We start from the raw sequence: 15,370 nt of genomic DNA on the forward strand, positions 1-15,370 counted from the left end.
CGCGGAGCGGGTCCCTAGGCGCTGCGCGCCTAGGAGCGAACCGCCCCGCTTCGCGGGGCGGTAACGCGGGCCTCCGGCCCGCTAGTGCCACCCCTTCGGGGTGGTTCTTCTCCGCTCCGCTCCGAAGAAGGAAGCGAACCTCGCCGCTCCGCGGCGAGGTAACGCGGGCCTCCGGCCCGCTAAGGCCGGCCCCTTCGGGGCCGATTCCTCTCCGCTTCGCTTCGAGGAGGAAGGGAAGCTCCCCGCTTCGCGGGGAGGTAAGGCCGGCCTTCGGCCTGCTAGGACTGTTCCCTCCGGGAGCGGTTCCTCTCCGCTTCGCTTCGAGGAAGAAGCGAACCCCCCGCTTCGGGGGGAGATTTCGCTTGCCTTTGGCGAGAGGGTGTCGGTGCTTTGCCCGAGTGCTTTCTGCTTCGCCTGGACCAGAGGGGGAAGCTCTTGCTCCGTGAGGACGAGGAGCTCCTTGCTCTGCTCGGAGGTAGAGCCGGCCTTTGGCCTGCCAGGTAGTGCCTTCGGGGCGATTGCCCTCCGTTTTGTTCCGGGCAAGGGAGAGCCCTGGTGCTCCGCCAGGAGGTAGTTCTGGAGACCGGTGGGGTGACTCCTTGGAGGAGCGACCGTTCCCTACCCCCGAGCTCTGCTTGGAGATAAGGCAGGTCTTCGGCCTACCGAGGTCGGATCTTGTGCATATCAGCTTCCGCTTCGTTTCGAGCAGGGAGAGCTGCGGTCTGGGCTTGTTCGGGTCCGAGGTGGGGTGGGTTTGTTGGGTTTTCGTTCGAGAGGACCCCGGTGGGGGCTGCAACTCCCGGTGATTTCAAGGGAGTTGGACGGGGCGATCAGGCCTGGTTTTGGTTGATGGCGCTGGTTTGTGACAGGTCTTGGCGGTTTGTGGTGGCGGAGGGTTTGGGCCAGGGGGTGGGGGGCTGGGTTTGAGGGCCGGCGTTTGGGGGGTGGGGGTGGTGGGTGACGCCGGGGAGTTTGTGCTGGTCAGGGGGTTGTAGAGGGTTCGGTGTTAACGGCGTTAATGGGGGTGGGGGGGGTTGATTCAAAACTGGGTGTGGATAGAGACGGGAATCAGTCAGATTCCACGGGGGTGTAGCCATCGGGTCCAGAGATCCTGTAGCGGCTGCCGGGGGGTGTGGTGACGTCAGGAAGTGGCGTGGTGGAGGGCGTTGGAGACGGCGTTGAGTGCGCGCAGCGGGGCGACCACCGGCCTATAGAAGGTACGGATATGCGTTGTTGCAGGTCAGAGGGGGTTCGGGGGAAAAGATATGTCCCCTCAGAAGGGACATATCTCGGGGGTTGTGTCGCTCGTAGGGGGACACAACGCGTGCAAAACGTCAGTGAGACTGACGTAAAATGGGCTAAAAGGTCGGGGAGGCTGACGTTTTAGGGGAGATGTGTCGGCGAACTGGCGGTGGTGGGGGTGGGGTTGGTCGGTGGGGGTGGAGGGGGGTGCTCCGGAGGGGGTGGCTGAGATGTGTCCCCCCTGGGGGGACACAAGACACGCCGAACGTCAACGAGCGTGACACTTGTGTCACCCTTGTTGACATACTGATCTCCGCAGATCAACGAAGTGGAGAGCAGCCTCGTGTCATCAGAGCCACAGCGCCGACGGGGAAGTCCGGTAGGGACGCCGCGTCCCGATCTGCCGGTGGATGACGCGATCTCCGCGTGGAGTCAGCCGCTGGCTCCGGTCAAGGATCTCGACAGCCTCGCGAAGCGGTACCCGACGCGGAAGCTGACCCTGGACGGGGAACGCAAGCCGCTGGAGTTCTACGGGACCGAGAACCAGCCGAACGCGTTCTCCATGGACAGCCTCGAGTTCTTCCTGGTGATCGCCCAGTACTTCCGGGAAGCCCTGCCGCTGCGGCTGATCCTGCTGCTCATCGCCTGTCAGCGAGCGGGGGGCCGGATTCCGCTCACGCAGGAGGAGATGGCTACCATCCTGGATGTCAGCCGGACGAAGACCTCGGAAGCGCTGCACACGGTGATGTCTCATGGGATCGTCTTCAAGGTGCGGCGGGGTGTGTATCAGTTCAACCCGCCCTACAGTTATCGGGTGGCGGAGTTCATCCCGGGTACTGAGATGACGGGTGAGTTCGTGAAGGTGGAGCAGCACAGCACCATTTCGCAGATTCGTGGTGACACGAACCTGCCGGACCTGGTGCGCTTCCCTTCGTTGGACCACATGCGGCAGGCCATCGCGGAACTGCGGGCAGAACGGGCAAGAGAGCGCGCCTCACGTCGGCTGAGCCGGGTGAAGCGCAGGGAAGAAGGGACAGCTCAGTGAGCACCTTGCGATTCGCTGCGGTCAACGCCGATGGGCTTCTCTCCGACCTCGACCTCCCGCCGGCCGCCTACCGGGTGCTGCTGAAGCTGCGTTCCCTGAGCGAGCCGGGCGGCCGGATCCTGATCGACCAGGCCACGGTCGGCGGGCTGTTGGACCTGAGCCGGCCGAGTGTGAACGCCGCGCTGCGGAGTCTGGAACTGGCCAAGCTGGTGAAGAAGATCCGTAATGGGGTTTATCAGATCAATCCCATGCTGGCCGGGTACAACTCCTTCGAGGACGCCGTCGCGGCCGTGAACGAGATGGCCTCGGACGAGCGGCTGGACGCGCGGGGTTACGTCGACAGCTACCACCGGGCGGTGGCCGCGTACCAGGACCAGCTCGCCGAGCAGCGCAAGAAGCGGGCGGCGCAGGCCGCGGCGAAGAAGGCCGCGGAGTCGAAGCGTCGTAGGGCGTTGCACGCGGTGGGGTGAGTGTGGGCGGTAGGAGGGCTTCTGAGGGGTGCTCAGGGGCTTGGGAGGGCCTCGGGGATCCCCTGGGGCCCTTTGGGTTTTTGCGGGGCTTGGGAGGGCGGCTGGGGGGTTGTCACACTTTCCGGCCGGGCTACGTCATGGGTGGTGTCGGTCATCCGGAAGTGACGTGAGCCAGAGGTGATGGGTCTTGCAGGTGCGGGTCGGGGATCCAGCCGTTCTCCACCGGGCCTGGGGGCGGAGTACAGATCATGGAACCGGAAACATGTGCCCCGTTGGCAAACCGTGTTCGCGGTTTGTGGAGACTCCATGGTGAAGCAGGAGCGTGCTGCCCGCACGCGTGAAACTCTCGTCCGAGCCGCAGCCGAGGTGTTCGCCGAGGAGGGCTTCGTCACCGCCTCCATCGCCTCCATCGCCAGACGGGCCGGTGTCAGTGCGGGCGGACTGCACTTCCACTTCGGGAGCAAGCCGTTGCTCGCCGAGGCCGTGGAGGGCCGGGCGGCGGACGCGGTGCGCCGGATCACCTGGGGCCGCGGACGGGAGGCGGACCGGGACGCGCTGCAGCTGATGGTGGACTCGACGCACGACCTGGCGGCCCTGCTGTCGCAGGATCCGGTCGTACGGGCGGGGTTCGGGCTCTGCGCGGACCTGGCCCGGGACAGCGTCGCGGACCTGCGGGGGCAGTGGCGGCGGTGGATCGAGGAGGTCTTCGCGGCCGCGGCGCGGGAGAACCGGCTGGCCGCCGGGGTCGAACCGGACCGGGCGGCGCACGCGGTGGTCGCGGCGACCGTGGGGTTCGAGGTCCTCGGGGCGGCCGAGCCGGGATGGGTCTCGCGGGGGGTCGTGACGGAGTTCTGGGAGCTGCTGCTGCCGAGGCTGGCCTCGCCGGAGGAGCTGGAGCGGCTCACGGCCGGCGGGGTGGGAACGGACCCGCACATGTGCGGCTCGTAGGGCCGTTCCCGGGGCGGCTACCAGCCGAGTCGCGGCACCTCGCGGCGGGCGGGGCCGGGGCGGGGCTGGGTCCAGGGGGCCGGAACGGCGGCGACGGCCGGGCGCGGGGGGCGGGCCGGGGTCCAACGCGGGGCCGGGGCCCGGGTGGTGGTCTGCTGGTCCGCCTGGTCGGGCCGGCGGGGCGCGGGGGCCGCGGGCCTCGCGGTGGCGGGGTGGAAGCGGTGCCAGGCGTCGCTGGTGGTGACGGTGGCGAAGAGGGCGGTGAGGGCGCGTTCGCCGTAGTGGCGGGAGGCCTCGGCCCACACCTCGTCCGGTACGCGGTCGTGTGCCGTGTCGCCGGCGGCGTGGGTGACGGCCTCGGTCAGGGAGAGGGCGGCGCGTTCGGCGTCGGTGAAGCAGGCCGGGTCGGAGTTGCGCCAATCCGCGACGGAGCCGAGGCGCTCGTTGCTCTCGCCCTTGCGCTTGAGGGCGCGGCCGTGCATCCGGGTGCAGGCGGCGCAGCCGATGAGCTGGCTGGCCCGCAGGTGGACGAGGCACTGCGTGGCGGGTGAGACGCCGGCGATGGCCGCGGACGCGGCGAGTGCTGCGAGTGCCTTGGTCGCACCCGGGGCGATGATTGCCGGACCAACCAGTCGAGTCTGCATGGCTGTCCTCCTCAGAGCCGTACAGAGCGCCGTCGCCGCACGGGGTGAGGGGCGGTCGGTGTCTGTCATCGGTATGACGGAGGGGGCGGGGGAAACGTGACGGGATGGCGGCCGCGAAGTGGAACGGGTTTTGGGCAGGCGGAAAACCCCCGGGCGGTGGGGCGCCCGGGGGCAGGGTCCTGAGGGTGCGCGGGCGGGTCAGGGGTGGCCGAGTTTGAAGCCCACGCCGCGGATGGTGATGATCCAGCTGTTGGCGCCGAGTTTGCCGCGCAGGCTGCTGACATGGGTGTCGACCGTGCGGCGGGACCAGGAGTCGCCCCAGACCTGCTGGAGCAGGCGTTTGCGGGAGACGACCGTCTCGGGGTGGGAGGCCAGCAGGAGCAGGAGGTCGAACTCCTTGCGGGTCAGCCTGACCTCGTCGCCCGCGAGGGTGACCTCGCGGGAGTTGACGTCGATGCGCAGCGGGCCGTGTTCGACGGCTGCCGCGGTGGTGGCCGGTTCCCACTGGGAGCGGCGCATGACGGCTTCGATGCGGGCCATCAGCTCGCGGAAGCCGTAGGGGCGCACCACGTAGTCGTCCGCGCCGGCCTGGAGGCCGAGGACGCAGTCGAGTTCGGAGCCGCGGGAGGTCACGATGATGACCGGGACGCGGCTGGTGGAGCGGATGACGCGGCAGACCTCCAGGCCGTCGAGGTCGGGGAGGTCGAGGTCGAGGAGGACGAGGTCGACGTCCTCGTGGACCCGCAGGGCCGCGGTGCCCTTCTGTGCGCACACGGTTTCGTGGCCGTGCCGGCGCAGTCGTTCTACGAGGGGGTCCGTGCCGTCGGCGGCGCTGTCGACGACAAGGATCCGCAGGTGGCCGCACGGGCCGGCCGCGCGGGGCCCCGGGCCGGTCGGGTGTTCTTCGACCGGGTGGGGCTCCGCGAGGCCGTGCGGCGCCGGTATGTGGGGCTCCAGAAGGGCCCCTGAGGAAATCTGGTTCATTACTCCCCCGCGACTCACGCATCCCACGGCGACACGTCCGTGGGAGCTCGTGCTGGGCTCGCCGGAAAACCTACCGAGCGGTGCCGGTGAACTGAAGTGGACGGGGAGGCCGGTCGAACGGCTCTCCGGCCGCCTGCGAGCCCGCCCCGAGTCGCTACGGGTTGAGGACCCAGGCCGAGCCGTGCTGGGTGAAGCCGATGTGGGGGTAGTACTCGGCCGCGGCCGGCGCCGACAGCAGGACGATCTTGACGCCCGGCGTCTCCTTCTGGGTCGCCTCGATCAGCGCGCGGCCGATGCCGCCGCGCTGGTGGGTGCGGTCGACGGCGATGTCGGAGAGGTACGTGACGTAGCTGAAGTCGGTGATGCTGCGGGCGATGCCGATGAGCTTGTCGCCGTCGCGGGCGACGAGGACGAGGTTGGCGTTGTCGAGCATGGCCCGGAAGCGCTCGGTGTCCTCGACGGGGCGGCGCTCGCCCAGGCCGGAGGCGTGGTACACCCCGAGGACCTCGTCGAGGTCCAGGGAGGCGCCCTCGACGCGCTCAATCTTCCAGTTCACGGAGCTGCTCCAATCGGTTGCGGATGACGTCATGGTTGCGCAGGAAGCGTTCCGGTTCGAGCGCGCCGAGGTCGATGCCCTCCTTGGCGAGCGTGGTGCGGAAGTGCTCGCCGGTGGCGATCGTGTTGTTGGCGGCCGCCTGGACGGCCCGGTAGGCCTTCTCGCGTTCCATGCCGCCTTGCAGGAGGTCGGCGAGGACGGCGGAGCTGTAGACGAGGCCGTCGGTCTGGTCGATGTGCTCGGCCATCCGGTCGGGGAAGACGGCCAGGTTCTCCACGAGCTCGGTCGCCTTCGTCGCCTGGAAGTGGCCGACGGAGAGGCTGTCGGGCAGGATGACCCGCTCGACGGACTGGTGGGCCAGGTCGCGTTCGTGCCAGAGGGCGACGTTCTCCACGGCCGAGTTCGCGTAGCCGCGCAGCAGGCGGGCGAGCCCGTTGAGACGTTCGCTGGTGGTGGGGTTGCGCTTGTGGGGCATGGCGCTGGAGCCCTGGTAGGCGCTGGTGCGGCGTTCCTCGACCTCGCGCACCTCGGTGCGCTGCAGGAGGCGCAGTTCGAGGGCGAGGTGCTCGACGCAGGCGCCGAGGGCGGCGACGGCCTGGAGCAGCTGGGCGTGCCGGTCGCGGGCCACGACCTGGCTGGGCGAGGGTTCGACTCCGAGGCCGAGCGCCTGGCACACGTAGTCCTCGACGTACGGGTCGATGAGCGCGTACGTGCCGACGGATCCGGAGATCGTGCCGACGGCGACCGCTTCGCGGGCGGCCGCGAGGCGGGTCAGGGAGCGGTCGACGGCGAAGGCGAAGCCGGCGAGCTTGTGCCCGAAGGTGGTCGGCTCGGCGTGGACGCCGTGGGTGCGTCCGATGATCGGGGTGTTCCAGTGCTCGGCGGCCCGTTCGGCCAGGACGCGGCGCAGCCGGCGGGCGGCCGCGGTGAGCAGGTCGGTCGCGCGGGCCAGGGTGTGACCGAGCGAGGTGTCGACCAGGTCGTAGCTGGTCATGCCGAGGTGGACCCAGCGGGCGGACTCGTCGGGTATGCCCTCGCAGTACGCCGCGAGGAAGGAGAGGACCTCGTGGTCGCGCTCCTTCTCGATCTCGGCGACGCGCGCTGCGGCCGGCACCTTGGCGCGGCGCATGTCCTCGACGGCCTGATCGGGGACGAGGCCGAGCTTGGCCTGCGCTTCGGAGGCGAGGATCTCGACTCGTACCCAGGTCTCGTAGCGCGACTGGTCCGCCCAGAGGGTGGCCATCTCGGGCAGGGTGTAGCGGGGAATCATCGATGCTCTGCTTTCGCTCGGAGTGGGACGGGCGCGGTCAGAAGTTCTCGAAGTACTCGCGCTGTTCCCATTCCGTGGTGGCCGTGCCGGTCGGCCGGGCGTCGGCGGCCCAGGCGTCGTAGCGGGCGGCCTCGCTCTCCTTGAGCTTGATCAGACAGGCGGCGAGCGGCTTGCCGAGGAGGTCGGCGGCGGGGCCGGCGCGGAACGCCTCCAGGGCCTCGGGCAGCGACTGCGGCAGGGTTTCGGCGCGGGCGTCGGGCTCGGACCCCACGCGGACCGGCTCGGTGGTGCCGGGGAATCCGCTGAGCCCTTCGAGGCCGGCGTGCAGCTGGGCGGCGATGTTGAGGTAGGGGTTGGCGCAGGGCTCGCCGACCCGGTTCTCGATGTGGGTGGAGCTGCCGCCGCCGACGACGCGGATCATCGCGCCGCGGTCCTCGAAGCTCCAGCCGATGCGGGTCGGGGAGAGCGAGTGCTCGGCGCCCAGGCGGCGGTAGCCGTTGACGGTGGGGACCGAGAGCAGGCAGTAGGCGCGGGCGCGGTCCATCAGGCCCTCGGCGTAGGACTTGCCCTCGGTGGAGATGCCGGCCGCGATGCCTTCGGCGGCGAAGATGTTGCGGCCCGTGATGTCGTCGACGACGGACTGGTTCAGGTGCCAGCCGCTGGGGTCGAAGCTGTCGACGCGGGGCAGCGACATGAACGAGGCGTGGTAGCCGCGGCGTGCGCAGGACTGCTTGACGACGGTGCGGAACAGCAGCATCGCGTCGGCGGTGTCCAGCGCGGTCATGGGGCTGAAGGTGGTCTCGACCTGGCCGGGGCCCGATTCGTGTTCCATCGAGCGCAGGGGCAGGCCGAGGGCGACCAGGTCCATGGCGATGGGGTTGGTGATCGCGGCGACGGAGGCGTACGCGTTGTCGCCGTTGAACTGGTAACCGGAGTTGACGGCTTCCACGGCGGGGGCCGGGCCCTGCAGGCCGAAGCCGTTGCCGGAGTTGCCGGGCGCGGCGTCGAGGCGCCGGGTCAGGTACCACTCGGCTTCGAGGCCGACGATGGGGGTGAGGTTGCGCTCGGCGTACCGGGCGGCGATCTTCTTCAGGACGTGTCGGGTGGAGAGCGGGTGCGGGGTGCCGTCGCGCAGGTACTCGTCGCCCAGGATCCAGGCGGTGCGCGGCCCGTCGCCGGGCAGGACCTGGAAGGTGAGGGGATCCGGTACGAGGACGAAGTTGCCCGCGCCGGTGATCTCGGAGACGCCGATGCCCGGGTCGCCGGACTGGAAGTCGACGGCGACGGCATGGCCGGTGTCGAAGATGAACGGGCCGGGGCTGAAGTCCATGCCGTTGCGCAGCACGCCCTGGAACGCCTGGGCGGTCAGGGTCTTGGAGCGGGCGAGCCCGTGGGGGTCGCAGAATGCGACGCGTACGAGGTCGATGTCGCGCAGGCCGGCTTCGATCTGTTCGGCCGCGGCGGTCTGCTCGTCGTTCCAGAGGCCGAATTCGGCGACGAACGACGAGCGGCCGACGCCGCCTTCCCCGTACGGGCGAGACCACGAGCGTGCATACATGGGCTACCGCACTCCTTCTATGACACACGATCCGGTATATCGGGCAGGGGCCCGAGCTCGGCCTCGATCCGCAGGGCGGTGGAAAGTACGAGGTCGTCGGCGCCCACGGGCCCGACGAGCTGCAGGCCCACCGGGAGCCCGGCACGGGTGAGTCCGGCCGGCAGGGACACCGCCGGCTGACCGGTCATATTGAAGGGGTACGAGGCAGGGGCCCAGTCGAGCCACAGTAGATCCCTGGGATCGGATGCCCAGGAAGGTCCGATGGCCTCGGCGGAGAACGGTTCGATGGGGACGGTGGCCATGACGAGTAGGTCGAAGCGGTCCATCACCGACCGCAGGGTGGAGCGCAGTTCGTGGCGCACCCCTTCGGCCCGCATCACGGCGGCGCCGCTGAGGGTGCGGCCGTAGCGGACGATCTCCAGGCGGCCCTGGTCGATCCACTCGTCGTCGTCGGGGTCGGTGCCGGCGGCCTCGGTGGCCGCGACGATGTCGACGAGGGCGGGGTAGATGCCGCCGCAGCGGACCTCGACGCGCTGGACGTGGTGTCCCTGCGCGGTGAGCAGGGGCCAGGCCTGTTCGGTGATGTGGCGGATCTCCTCGGTGGTGCCGGGGTACTCGACCCAGCCGATCCGCAGGGAGCGGCCTTCGCGGCGGGCGTCGAGGGAGCCGAGGCCGGAGTCGGGGTCGAGGCTGTCGGGTCCGGCGAGTACGGCGGCCAGTTCGATGACGTCGGGGACGTTCTTGGCGATGGGCCCGAGGTGGGCGAGGCGCTCGGCGCCGGCGGGGACGTAGGGCACGCGCCCGAAGGAGGGCTTGTAGCCGACGGTGCCGCAGAACGCGGAGGGTATCCGGATGGATCCGGCGCCGTCGGTGCCCAGGGCGCCGGCGCACATGCCGGCCGCGACCGCGGCGGCGGCTCCTCCGCTGGAGCCGCCGGCGGTGAGGCTGAGGTCGCGGGGGTTGCGCGTGGGCGGGGCCACCCGGCAGACGGTGCTGGCGCTCCAGCCGTACTCGGAGGTGGTGGTCTTGCCGACGATGATGGCGCCGGCGGCGCGCAGCCGCGACACGGCCGGGGTGTCGGCCTGGGCGCGGCCGTTGGGCAGCAGGGATCCGCGGGTGGTGGGCAGGTCGGAGGTCTGGATGAGGTCCTTGATGGACACGGTCACCCCCAGCAGGGGGCGGTCCTGCCAGGCCGCCGTGCCGAGCTCGCGGATGCGGGCGTCGGCTGCTTCGGCGGCCTGGAGGGCCTCTTCGCCGGCGACGGAGACGTAGGCTCCGAGCTCGCCGTCGTGCTTGTGGATCCGGCTCAGGACCGACTGGACGTGCTCGAGGACGGAGACGTCTCGCAGGCGGAGGATCTCCTTGGTTTCGCCAACGCCGATAGAGGTCAACGGATCTCCTAGAGGGAACGGCCGGTGGGTCGAGCCGGGTCGGGGCCGGGTCCGGCTCCGGGCCTTTAGGCCACCTGGTCTGACGAGTCGGACTGTTCGGGGGCGTCGGGGGCGGACGCCATGACGTTGTCCCAGTGCCACTGGGAGTCGAAGGAGGTGACTTCGACGTCGGTGCCGGAGGCGGCGAGCGAGGCGGCGAGGCTGGACGCCCTGGCGATGAACGCCGAGGTGCGGTGGGCGGCGAGCATGTCCTGGGTGGTGAAGGGCTCGCCTTCGCAGCGCAGCAGGCGCAGGTCCATGAACCCGTTGAACTTGCGGTCCAGCACCTCGACCGCGTGCGGGCTGCGGACGGTGAAGCGGACCATGTTGTTGACGTGGCCGTGGTGGTGCTGGTCGGAGTAGAACGCGATGTCGGGGATGGTGGGCGGGACGAAGTGGTCGCGCGCCTCGACGTCGGCCGTCCTGGGGAGGTTGCCGGCGATGAAGTGCCAGGAGTTGTACTGCATGCGCGAGGACATGGCCCAGGCGGTGTCGGCGAGCCGGGCGCTGGAGTTCGCGAAGTAGGCGCGGGCCTCGGGGCGCGGGACGACGCAGCAGAAGAACTCGGTGATGCCCCAGTCGACGATCTCGGCCCAGCTCTCCTCGCGCAGCGCGTCGATGAGGCGGGGCAGCGAGCGCAGGCCGCGGCTCATGGAGAAGTCGGCCTCGAAGGCGTCGGTGGCGGCGGCGACGGCCTCGTAGACGAGGGATTCGAGTCCGGTGCCGAACTCGCCGTGCGGCTCTGCCAGCCACTGGGGGGAGGCGGCGAGCGCGTCGCCGAGCTCGTCGAGGTCGGCGCCGGCCAGCGGCAGGCGGTCGGTGAGGTGGGCGGTGACGGCGGCCTCGCGGGCGCGGGCCTGCTCGCCGTACGGCTCGGCGACCCGCTCGATCTTGTGGACGAGCGCGCCGTGGATCTCGCGGTAGAGCTGGGCGTCGGCCAGGACGCCCTTGCGGCGCTCGAACAGGGCGCGGGCCAGGGTGTCGAGGTCCGCGACGCTCGCCGTGGCGGGGCGCGCGACCTCCTCGCCGCCGGGTACGTCGTTGTAGTGGCGGCGGTTCTGCTCCAGCTGGTACGCGACGTGCTCCAGGGACAGCTGCGTGCCGTTGGCCTCCTCGATGCGGGCGTAGCCGGCGGAGCGGATGAGGAGGGTGAGGCAGGTGACCATCACGGCGTCGCTGTCGGGCCACAGTTCCAGGGGCAGGCCCTGGAGGGCGCTCAGGAAGCAGTCGGGGTGGCCGGGCCACAGCGTCTTGCCGGTGACGGTGTTGCCGTCGCGGAAGTTCGTGTACTGGCGGTCCTCCTGGTAGAGCATGAAGGGGGCGGTGCGCTGGGCGGCCTCCTTCAGGGCCTCCAGGGCCTCGTCGCGGCCCTGCGGGCCCAGGGTCCCCAGCCAGTCGCGGCAGTCGGCGACCGACTGCCCGAAGCGGTCCGCGGCGCGGCTGACCTCGGTGTGGTAGTCGGCGACGGCGCGGGCCGACCACGGCACGCGCAGGACGCCGGCGACGAGCTTGGCGGTGACCGACAGCGGGGACTGGCCGGGGACGCGGACGACGATGCGGCCGCTGGTGGTCAGTCCGATCTCGCCGAGGAACACCGGCTCGCCGGCGGCGGACGCCGCGGCGCCCTGGTATTCGTACGGGTCGTCCTCGCGCCAGGTCACGCCGCACAGCACCTTGAGCGCGGCCTCGTCGGCGTTGCGCAGGGCGCGCAGCTGGACGTCGGCGGGGACGAACCCGTCGAGGGAGGCGAGGATGCCGACGGCGGTGGTGAGGTCGGGGGCCTCGGACGCCCGCTGCCAGACCCTCTGGAGGAGGCCGGGGAAGCCGGCGTCCTCCTCTCTGACGTGGTCCGGTTTGGCGGTGGCGCCGGCGGGCAGGCCGAGGCGGCTGGGGCGGCGGCTCTGCCGCTTCTTGGCGTTGAGGGCCCGGCGGGAGGTGCCGGAGCGGTCGGGGAGCGCGCTCACGCGGTGCCTCCGGCGGTCAGCTCGATGTGGTTCCACATCGACTCGTCGGTCGGGGTCCAGTCCTCGTCGACGTAGATGCAGTCGACGGGGCACTCAAGGACGCACACAGGGCAGCCCGAGCACAGTTCGGGGATGATCACGACGTCGATCCCGCGGTCGAAGATCGCTCCGAACTCGGCGGGGCAGGCGCGCAGGCAGGTGTCGCAGGTGATGCACTCCGACTTCTCGATGCGGCGCGGCGGCTTCTTCCATTCGGTGCGCGATCGCGAGGCGATCCGCTCGGCCCGCCCGGACGCCTCCGCCGGGGTTTCGCTTACCTTGAGCATGAGGTGCTCTCCTTTTGGCGTCTTCGCAAGTACCCGCGTATGAGCGTGTGGTCCAGTGCCGATCCGTGGAGATGCCCGCAGGGCATTCGCCGTCCGCTCCCAAGTGGCTCCACAACCCGCCTACATTGCAGCGGGGTGCGGTGCACCGGGAGTCGAGGCGTCCAGGATGGGCGGTCGTGTTCCGCTCGAACTCTGGTGGTGCTTCGGGATTCGCGGGGTTTGTTTCGCTGTGGGCTGCGTGGAGCGGATGACTTTCCGTACTCGCGAGGGGCACCATGTCTGGACCTGGGAGGGCTGTATTCGCGCCCCAATTCCAGAATCGCCCGGCTTCTTGCCCGGTTTTCGGAAGAAGCCGATGAGCAGAAGGACGACTTGCGATGAATCGACCAGTAGTGGCGTTGACCGCCGCCTCGGCTTCGATCCAATGGAGCATCTGGGGTGAGGTGGAGTCCTGCCTGCTGCCCGTGACGTACCAGGAGCGGGTGGCGCGGGCGGGCGGCGCTCCGCTGCTCCTGCCGCCGATGGTGGACGCCGTCCGCCCCGTCATGGAGCGGGTGGACGCGCTGCTGATGACCGGCGGCGAGGACGTGGACCCGGCCCTGTACGGGGAGGAGCCGGGGAAGTTCACCCGTCCCCCGGACAAGGTGCGCGAGGCCGCGGAGCTGGCGGCGCTGGCCGTGGCCCAGGAGCGCGGGATACCCGTGCTGGGCATCTGCCGCGGTCTGCAGCTGATGTCCGTCGTGCGCGGCGGCACCCTGGACCAGCACCTGCCCGAGCACGCGCCGCGGGTGCCCGGCCGGTACGACGAGCGGCCCATCCGGGTGGAGCCCGGTACGGTGCTCGGCTCCACGCTGGGGGCGAGCGCGACCGTGTACTGCCACCACCACCAGGCCATCGACAAGCTCGGCGCCGGGCTGGTGGCCACCGCGTGGTCGGCGGACGGGGTCATCGAGGGGGCGGAGGCGGCGGATCCGCAGGCGCCGTTCCTCGTCGGGCTGCAGGCGCACGGGGAGTTGGGCGAGGACACCGACCCGCTCTTCGAGGCCTTCATCGAGGCGGCGAGGCGCGGTCCGCGGCGCTGACCGGCGGCCGCGGGCCGGGGCCACGGGCCGACGGCCGCGGGCCGGGCGCGCGGGGGCCGGTCGTGGGGGCCGGCCGGGAACCGCGCGGCCGGGAACCGCGCGGGCGGGAGCTGCGCGGGCGGGAGCTGCGCGGGCGGACGGTGTGAGCGAACGGTGTGAGCGAACGGCGTACGGGGACCCGTACGGGAACGGCCGACGGCCCGGCCACCGCGGTTCTGCGCGGTGGCCGGGCCGTCGGTGTGCGGGCGCTGGGTGGCGTCTGCCGCTACGGGCGGACGCGCAGCAGCTTGCTGTCGGTGTTGTTGCCGGCGACCACGTAGATCTGCCCCTGCGGGCCGATGTCCAGGCCGGTCGGCTGGTTCAGCGCTTCGGCGGTGGGGACGTCGGTTATCGCCTTGGTGGAGAGGTTCACCTTGGACAGACGGCCGGGCTTCGGCGGGCCCTGCTGGAACCCGTCCGTGAAGGACAGCGCGTACAGGTTGCCCCGGCCGTCCAGCGCGATGTCGACGAGGTTGGTCAGGCCGGTGACGACGACCTCGGGCTGGCCTCCCGGCGCGATCTTCCAGATGCGGGAGGCGTCCTTGCGGACCCCGCTCATGTCGGAGATGTAGACGGTGCCGTCGCCGCCCCGGACGATGCCGGTGGGCACGGCCTCGGCGAGACCCGTGGAGGTTTCGTTCTTGGGGAAGACGAACCTCGTCGAGGTGGTGCCGACGCAGTTGGAGGCGATCAGGGTGTTGCCGCCCGCGTCGGTGGTCAGGTAACCGCTGCCGTTCTTGATGAAGCGCCACGGGTTGGCGTGCACGTCGCCGCCGTCCGGGTTCAGCCGGGTCTCGATGTCGGCCAGGTCGGCGAGGATCTTCCCGTCCCGGGTCCGGTAGAGGGTGCCGAGCGTGGACGCCGCAGGGCCGAGGGCGGCGCGGGTCTCGGCGGTGCCGCCGAGGCCGCTCAGGACCACGTAGCCGCCGCCGGAGGCGGGCTCCACGCTGGTGGGGCCGCTGACCTCCTGGGCGCCGCCGGTGGCCGTGGAGCCCTTGCCGGCGGAGGCCAGGCCCGTCAGGACGCGGCCCTTCTGGCTGCCCCACACCTGGTAGACGGCGCCGCTCTGGCCGACGCAGTGGGCGTCCGCCGCGCAGTCCGCCTTGCCGTCGCCGGCTTCGGCGACCAGGACCCGTCCGTCCCGCAGGGCGGTGACGTCGCGGGCGTTGACCAGCCCGGTCGCGAGCACCTCCAGGGTGGCGGGGCCCTGGGTCCGGGCCGGGGCCGCCTGGGCGGGGGTCGCGACGAGCGGGGCCGTGACGCCGGCCAGGGCCGCAGCGGTCAGGAAGGCGGTCCTCCAAGACCTGACTGAAGTCGACATTTCTCTCCTAAGTCGTGGACGCCCCCGTCAGAGGAGCGATTCGAAATCCCGTGCCACGATAGGCAGTCGAGTTGGCCGGTATAACCCCTTGCCGGATATGGGGGGTCCGGACTCCAGCGGGTCTCCGGGGAGATTGCAGGGAAGGTGTACGGGAAGTCGTGCCCGGTGGCCGGAGCGGAATCCGGGGCGTCGTTTTCGGGTGTTTTCACAAATCCCTGGAAGGGCCGTTCTTCGAGCCGTACGCGAGGGGTGCGCGAGTTTTCGGCCGAAAAGCGCGAGGGCCCTGCCGGGACAATTCGGCAGGGCCCTCGCGTCGTGCGGGAAATGTGGCTCGTACGTCGATCGGTCCGGGCGGGTGCCGCCGTGGGCGGGGGACCGGGAACCACGGCGGCACGCCGGCGTGCGTCCGTACCGGCGTGCAGGGGGGAGCCGCACGGCTCGGGCGCGGTCCCATCGTGGGCGGTCCGGGAAGAGCGGGGGTGGAGCCGGGA

The 15,370-nt window shown here is 70.7% G+C and carries 13 protein-coding genes; 4 read left to right on the forward strand and 9 right to left on the reverse strand.

All coding sequences use genetic code 11. The features are described 5' to 3' along the window. Positions 1-1,648 precede the first annotated feature (1,648 nt). From ACZ7GJ_RS25850 to ACZ7GJ_RS25860, 3 genes are all read left to right on the forward strand, one after another. Positions 1,649-2,287: a hypothetical protein gene (locus ACZ7GJ_RS25850; RefSeq protein WP_365928756.1), complete on the forward strand. Its 639-nt coding sequence runs from the start codon at positions 1,649-1,651 to the stop codon at positions 2,285-2,287. After that, on the forward strand, positions 2,284-2,757 hold the full coding sequence (locus ACZ7GJ_RS25855) for a MarR family transcriptional regulator (protein ID WP_365928758.1): 474 nt from the start codon (positions 2,284-2,286) through the stop codon (positions 2,755-2,757). The genes ACZ7GJ_RS25850 and ACZ7GJ_RS25855 overlap by 4 nt, the downstream gene beginning before the upstream one ends. A gap of 306 nt (positions 2,758-3,063) precedes the next feature. Next, on the forward strand, positions 3,064-3,705 hold the full coding sequence (locus tag ACZ7GJ_RS25860; protein WP_470755133.1) for a ScbR family autoregulator-binding transcription factor: 642 nt from the start codon (positions 3,064-3,066) through the stop codon (positions 3,703-3,705). 17 nt (positions 3,706-3,722) lie between these two features. Here the strand turns inward: ACZ7GJ_RS25860 and ACZ7GJ_RS25865 are convergent, their stop codons facing one another. The 8 genes from ACZ7GJ_RS25865 to ACZ7GJ_RS25900 form a co-directional block, all read right to left on the reverse strand. Continuing rightward, positions 3,723-4,349 carry a carboxymuconolactone decarboxylase family protein gene (locus ACZ7GJ_RS25865; protein WP_470755135.1) on the reverse strand — a complete coding sequence of 209 codons (627 nt, stop codon included), beginning with the start codon at positions 4,347-4,349 and terminating at the stop codon, positions 3,723-3,725. A gap of 198 nt (positions 4,350-4,547) precedes the next feature. Beyond that, positions 4,548-5,333 carry a response regulator transcription factor gene (locus ACZ7GJ_RS25870; RefSeq protein WP_365923128.1) on the reverse strand — a complete coding sequence of 262 codons (786 nt, stop codon included), beginning with the start codon at positions 5,331-5,333 and terminating at the stop codon, positions 4,548-4,550. 154 nt (positions 5,334-5,487) lie between these two features. Then, complete coding sequence (locus tag ACZ7GJ_RS25875) at positions 5,488-5,889, reverse strand: GNAT family N-acetyltransferase (RefSeq protein ID WP_470755136.1); 402 nt, start codon at positions 5,887-5,889, stop codon at positions 5,488-5,490. Further along, on the reverse strand, positions 5,873-7,159 hold the full coding sequence (gene purB / locus ACZ7GJ_RS25880) for an adenylosuccinate lyase (RefSeq protein WP_470755138.1): 1,287 nt from the start codon (positions 7,157-7,159) through the stop codon (positions 5,873-5,875). Before purB ends, ACZ7GJ_RS25875 begins: the two co-directional genes overlap by 17 nt. A 37-nt stretch (positions 7,160-7,196) precedes the next feature. Continuing rightward, complete coding sequence (locus ACZ7GJ_RS25885) at positions 7,197-8,717, reverse strand: glutamine synthetase family protein (RefSeq protein WP_470755140.1); 1,521 nt, start codon at positions 8,715-8,717, stop codon at positions 7,197-7,199. A 17-nt stretch (positions 8,718-8,734) separates the two neighbouring features. After that, positions 8,735-10,108, reverse strand: a complete 1,374-nt coding sequence (locus ACZ7GJ_RS25890; protein WP_470755142.1) for an amidase — start codon at positions 10,106-10,108, stop codon at positions 8,735-8,737. A 65-nt stretch (positions 10,109-10,173) separates the two neighbouring features. Then, on the reverse strand, positions 10,174-12,111 hold the full coding sequence (locus ACZ7GJ_RS25895; RefSeq protein ID WP_470755145.1) for a hypothetical protein: 1,938 nt from the start codon (positions 12,109-12,111) through the stop codon (positions 10,174-10,176). Further along, on the reverse strand, positions 12,108-12,437 hold the full coding sequence (locus ACZ7GJ_RS25900; RefSeq protein ID WP_365923140.1) for a 4Fe-4S dicluster-binding protein: 330 nt from the start codon (positions 12,435-12,437) through the stop codon (positions 12,108-12,110). The genes ACZ7GJ_RS25895 and ACZ7GJ_RS25900 overlap by 4 nt, the downstream gene beginning before the upstream one ends. Positions 12,438-12,814: 377 nt before the next feature. On the opposite strand from ACZ7GJ_RS25900, the gene ACZ7GJ_RS25905 reads away from it, so the two are divergent. Next, positions 12,815-13,519 carry a gamma-glutamyl-gamma-aminobutyrate hydrolase family protein gene (locus ACZ7GJ_RS25905; RefSeq protein ID WP_470755146.1) on the forward strand — a complete coding sequence of 235 codons (705 nt, stop codon included), beginning with the start codon at positions 12,815-12,817 and terminating at the stop codon, positions 13,517-13,519. 265 nt (positions 13,520-13,784) lie between these two features. Here ACZ7GJ_RS25905 and ACZ7GJ_RS25910 read toward each other — a convergent pair whose 3' ends face one another. Continuing rightward, positions 13,785-14,879 carry a ScyD/ScyE family protein gene (locus ACZ7GJ_RS25910; protein ID WP_470755149.1) on the reverse strand — a complete coding sequence of 365 codons (1,095 nt, stop codon included), beginning with the start codon at positions 14,877-14,879 and terminating at the stop codon, positions 13,785-13,787. Positions 14,880-15,370: the final 491 nt, after the last annotated feature.

It is taken from the genome of Streptomyces sp. NPDC037242 (assembly GCF_055604165.1).

Excerpts from the sequence above, each read along its gene's own strand:
- ACZ7GJ_RS25860 (WP_470755133.1), top strand. The coding sequence starts at position 3,064 with ATGGTGAAGCAGGAGCGTGCTGCCCGCACGCGTGAAACTCTCGTCCGA.
- ACZ7GJ_RS25865 (WP_470755135.1), bottom strand. The coding sequence starts at position 4,349 with ATGCAGACTCGACTGGTTGGTCCGGCAATCATCGCCCCGGGTGCGACC.
- ACZ7GJ_RS25870 (WP_365923128.1), bottom strand. The coding sequence starts at position 5,333 with ATGAACCAGATTTCCTCAGGGGCCCTTCTGGAGCCCCACATACCGGCG.
- purB (WP_470755138.1), bottom strand. The coding sequence starts at position 7,159 with ATGATTCCCCGCTACACCCTGCCCGAGATGGCCACCCTCTGGGCGGAC.
- ACZ7GJ_RS25885 (WP_470755140.1), bottom strand. The coding sequence starts at position 8,717 with ATGTATGCACGCTCGTGGTCTCGCCCGTACGGGGAAGGCGGCGTCGGC.
- ACZ7GJ_RS25900 (WP_365923140.1), bottom strand. The coding sequence starts at position 12,437 with ATGCTCAAGGTAAGCGAAACCCCGGCGGAGGCGTCCGGGCGGGCCGAG.
- ACZ7GJ_RS25905 (WP_470755146.1), top strand. The coding sequence starts at position 12,815 with ATGAATCGACCAGTAGTGGCGTTGACCGCCGCCTCGGCTTCGATCCAA.
- ACZ7GJ_RS25910 (WP_470755149.1), bottom strand. The coding sequence starts at position 14,879 with ATGTCGACTTCAGTCAGGTCTTGGAGGACCGCCTTCCTGACCGCTGCG.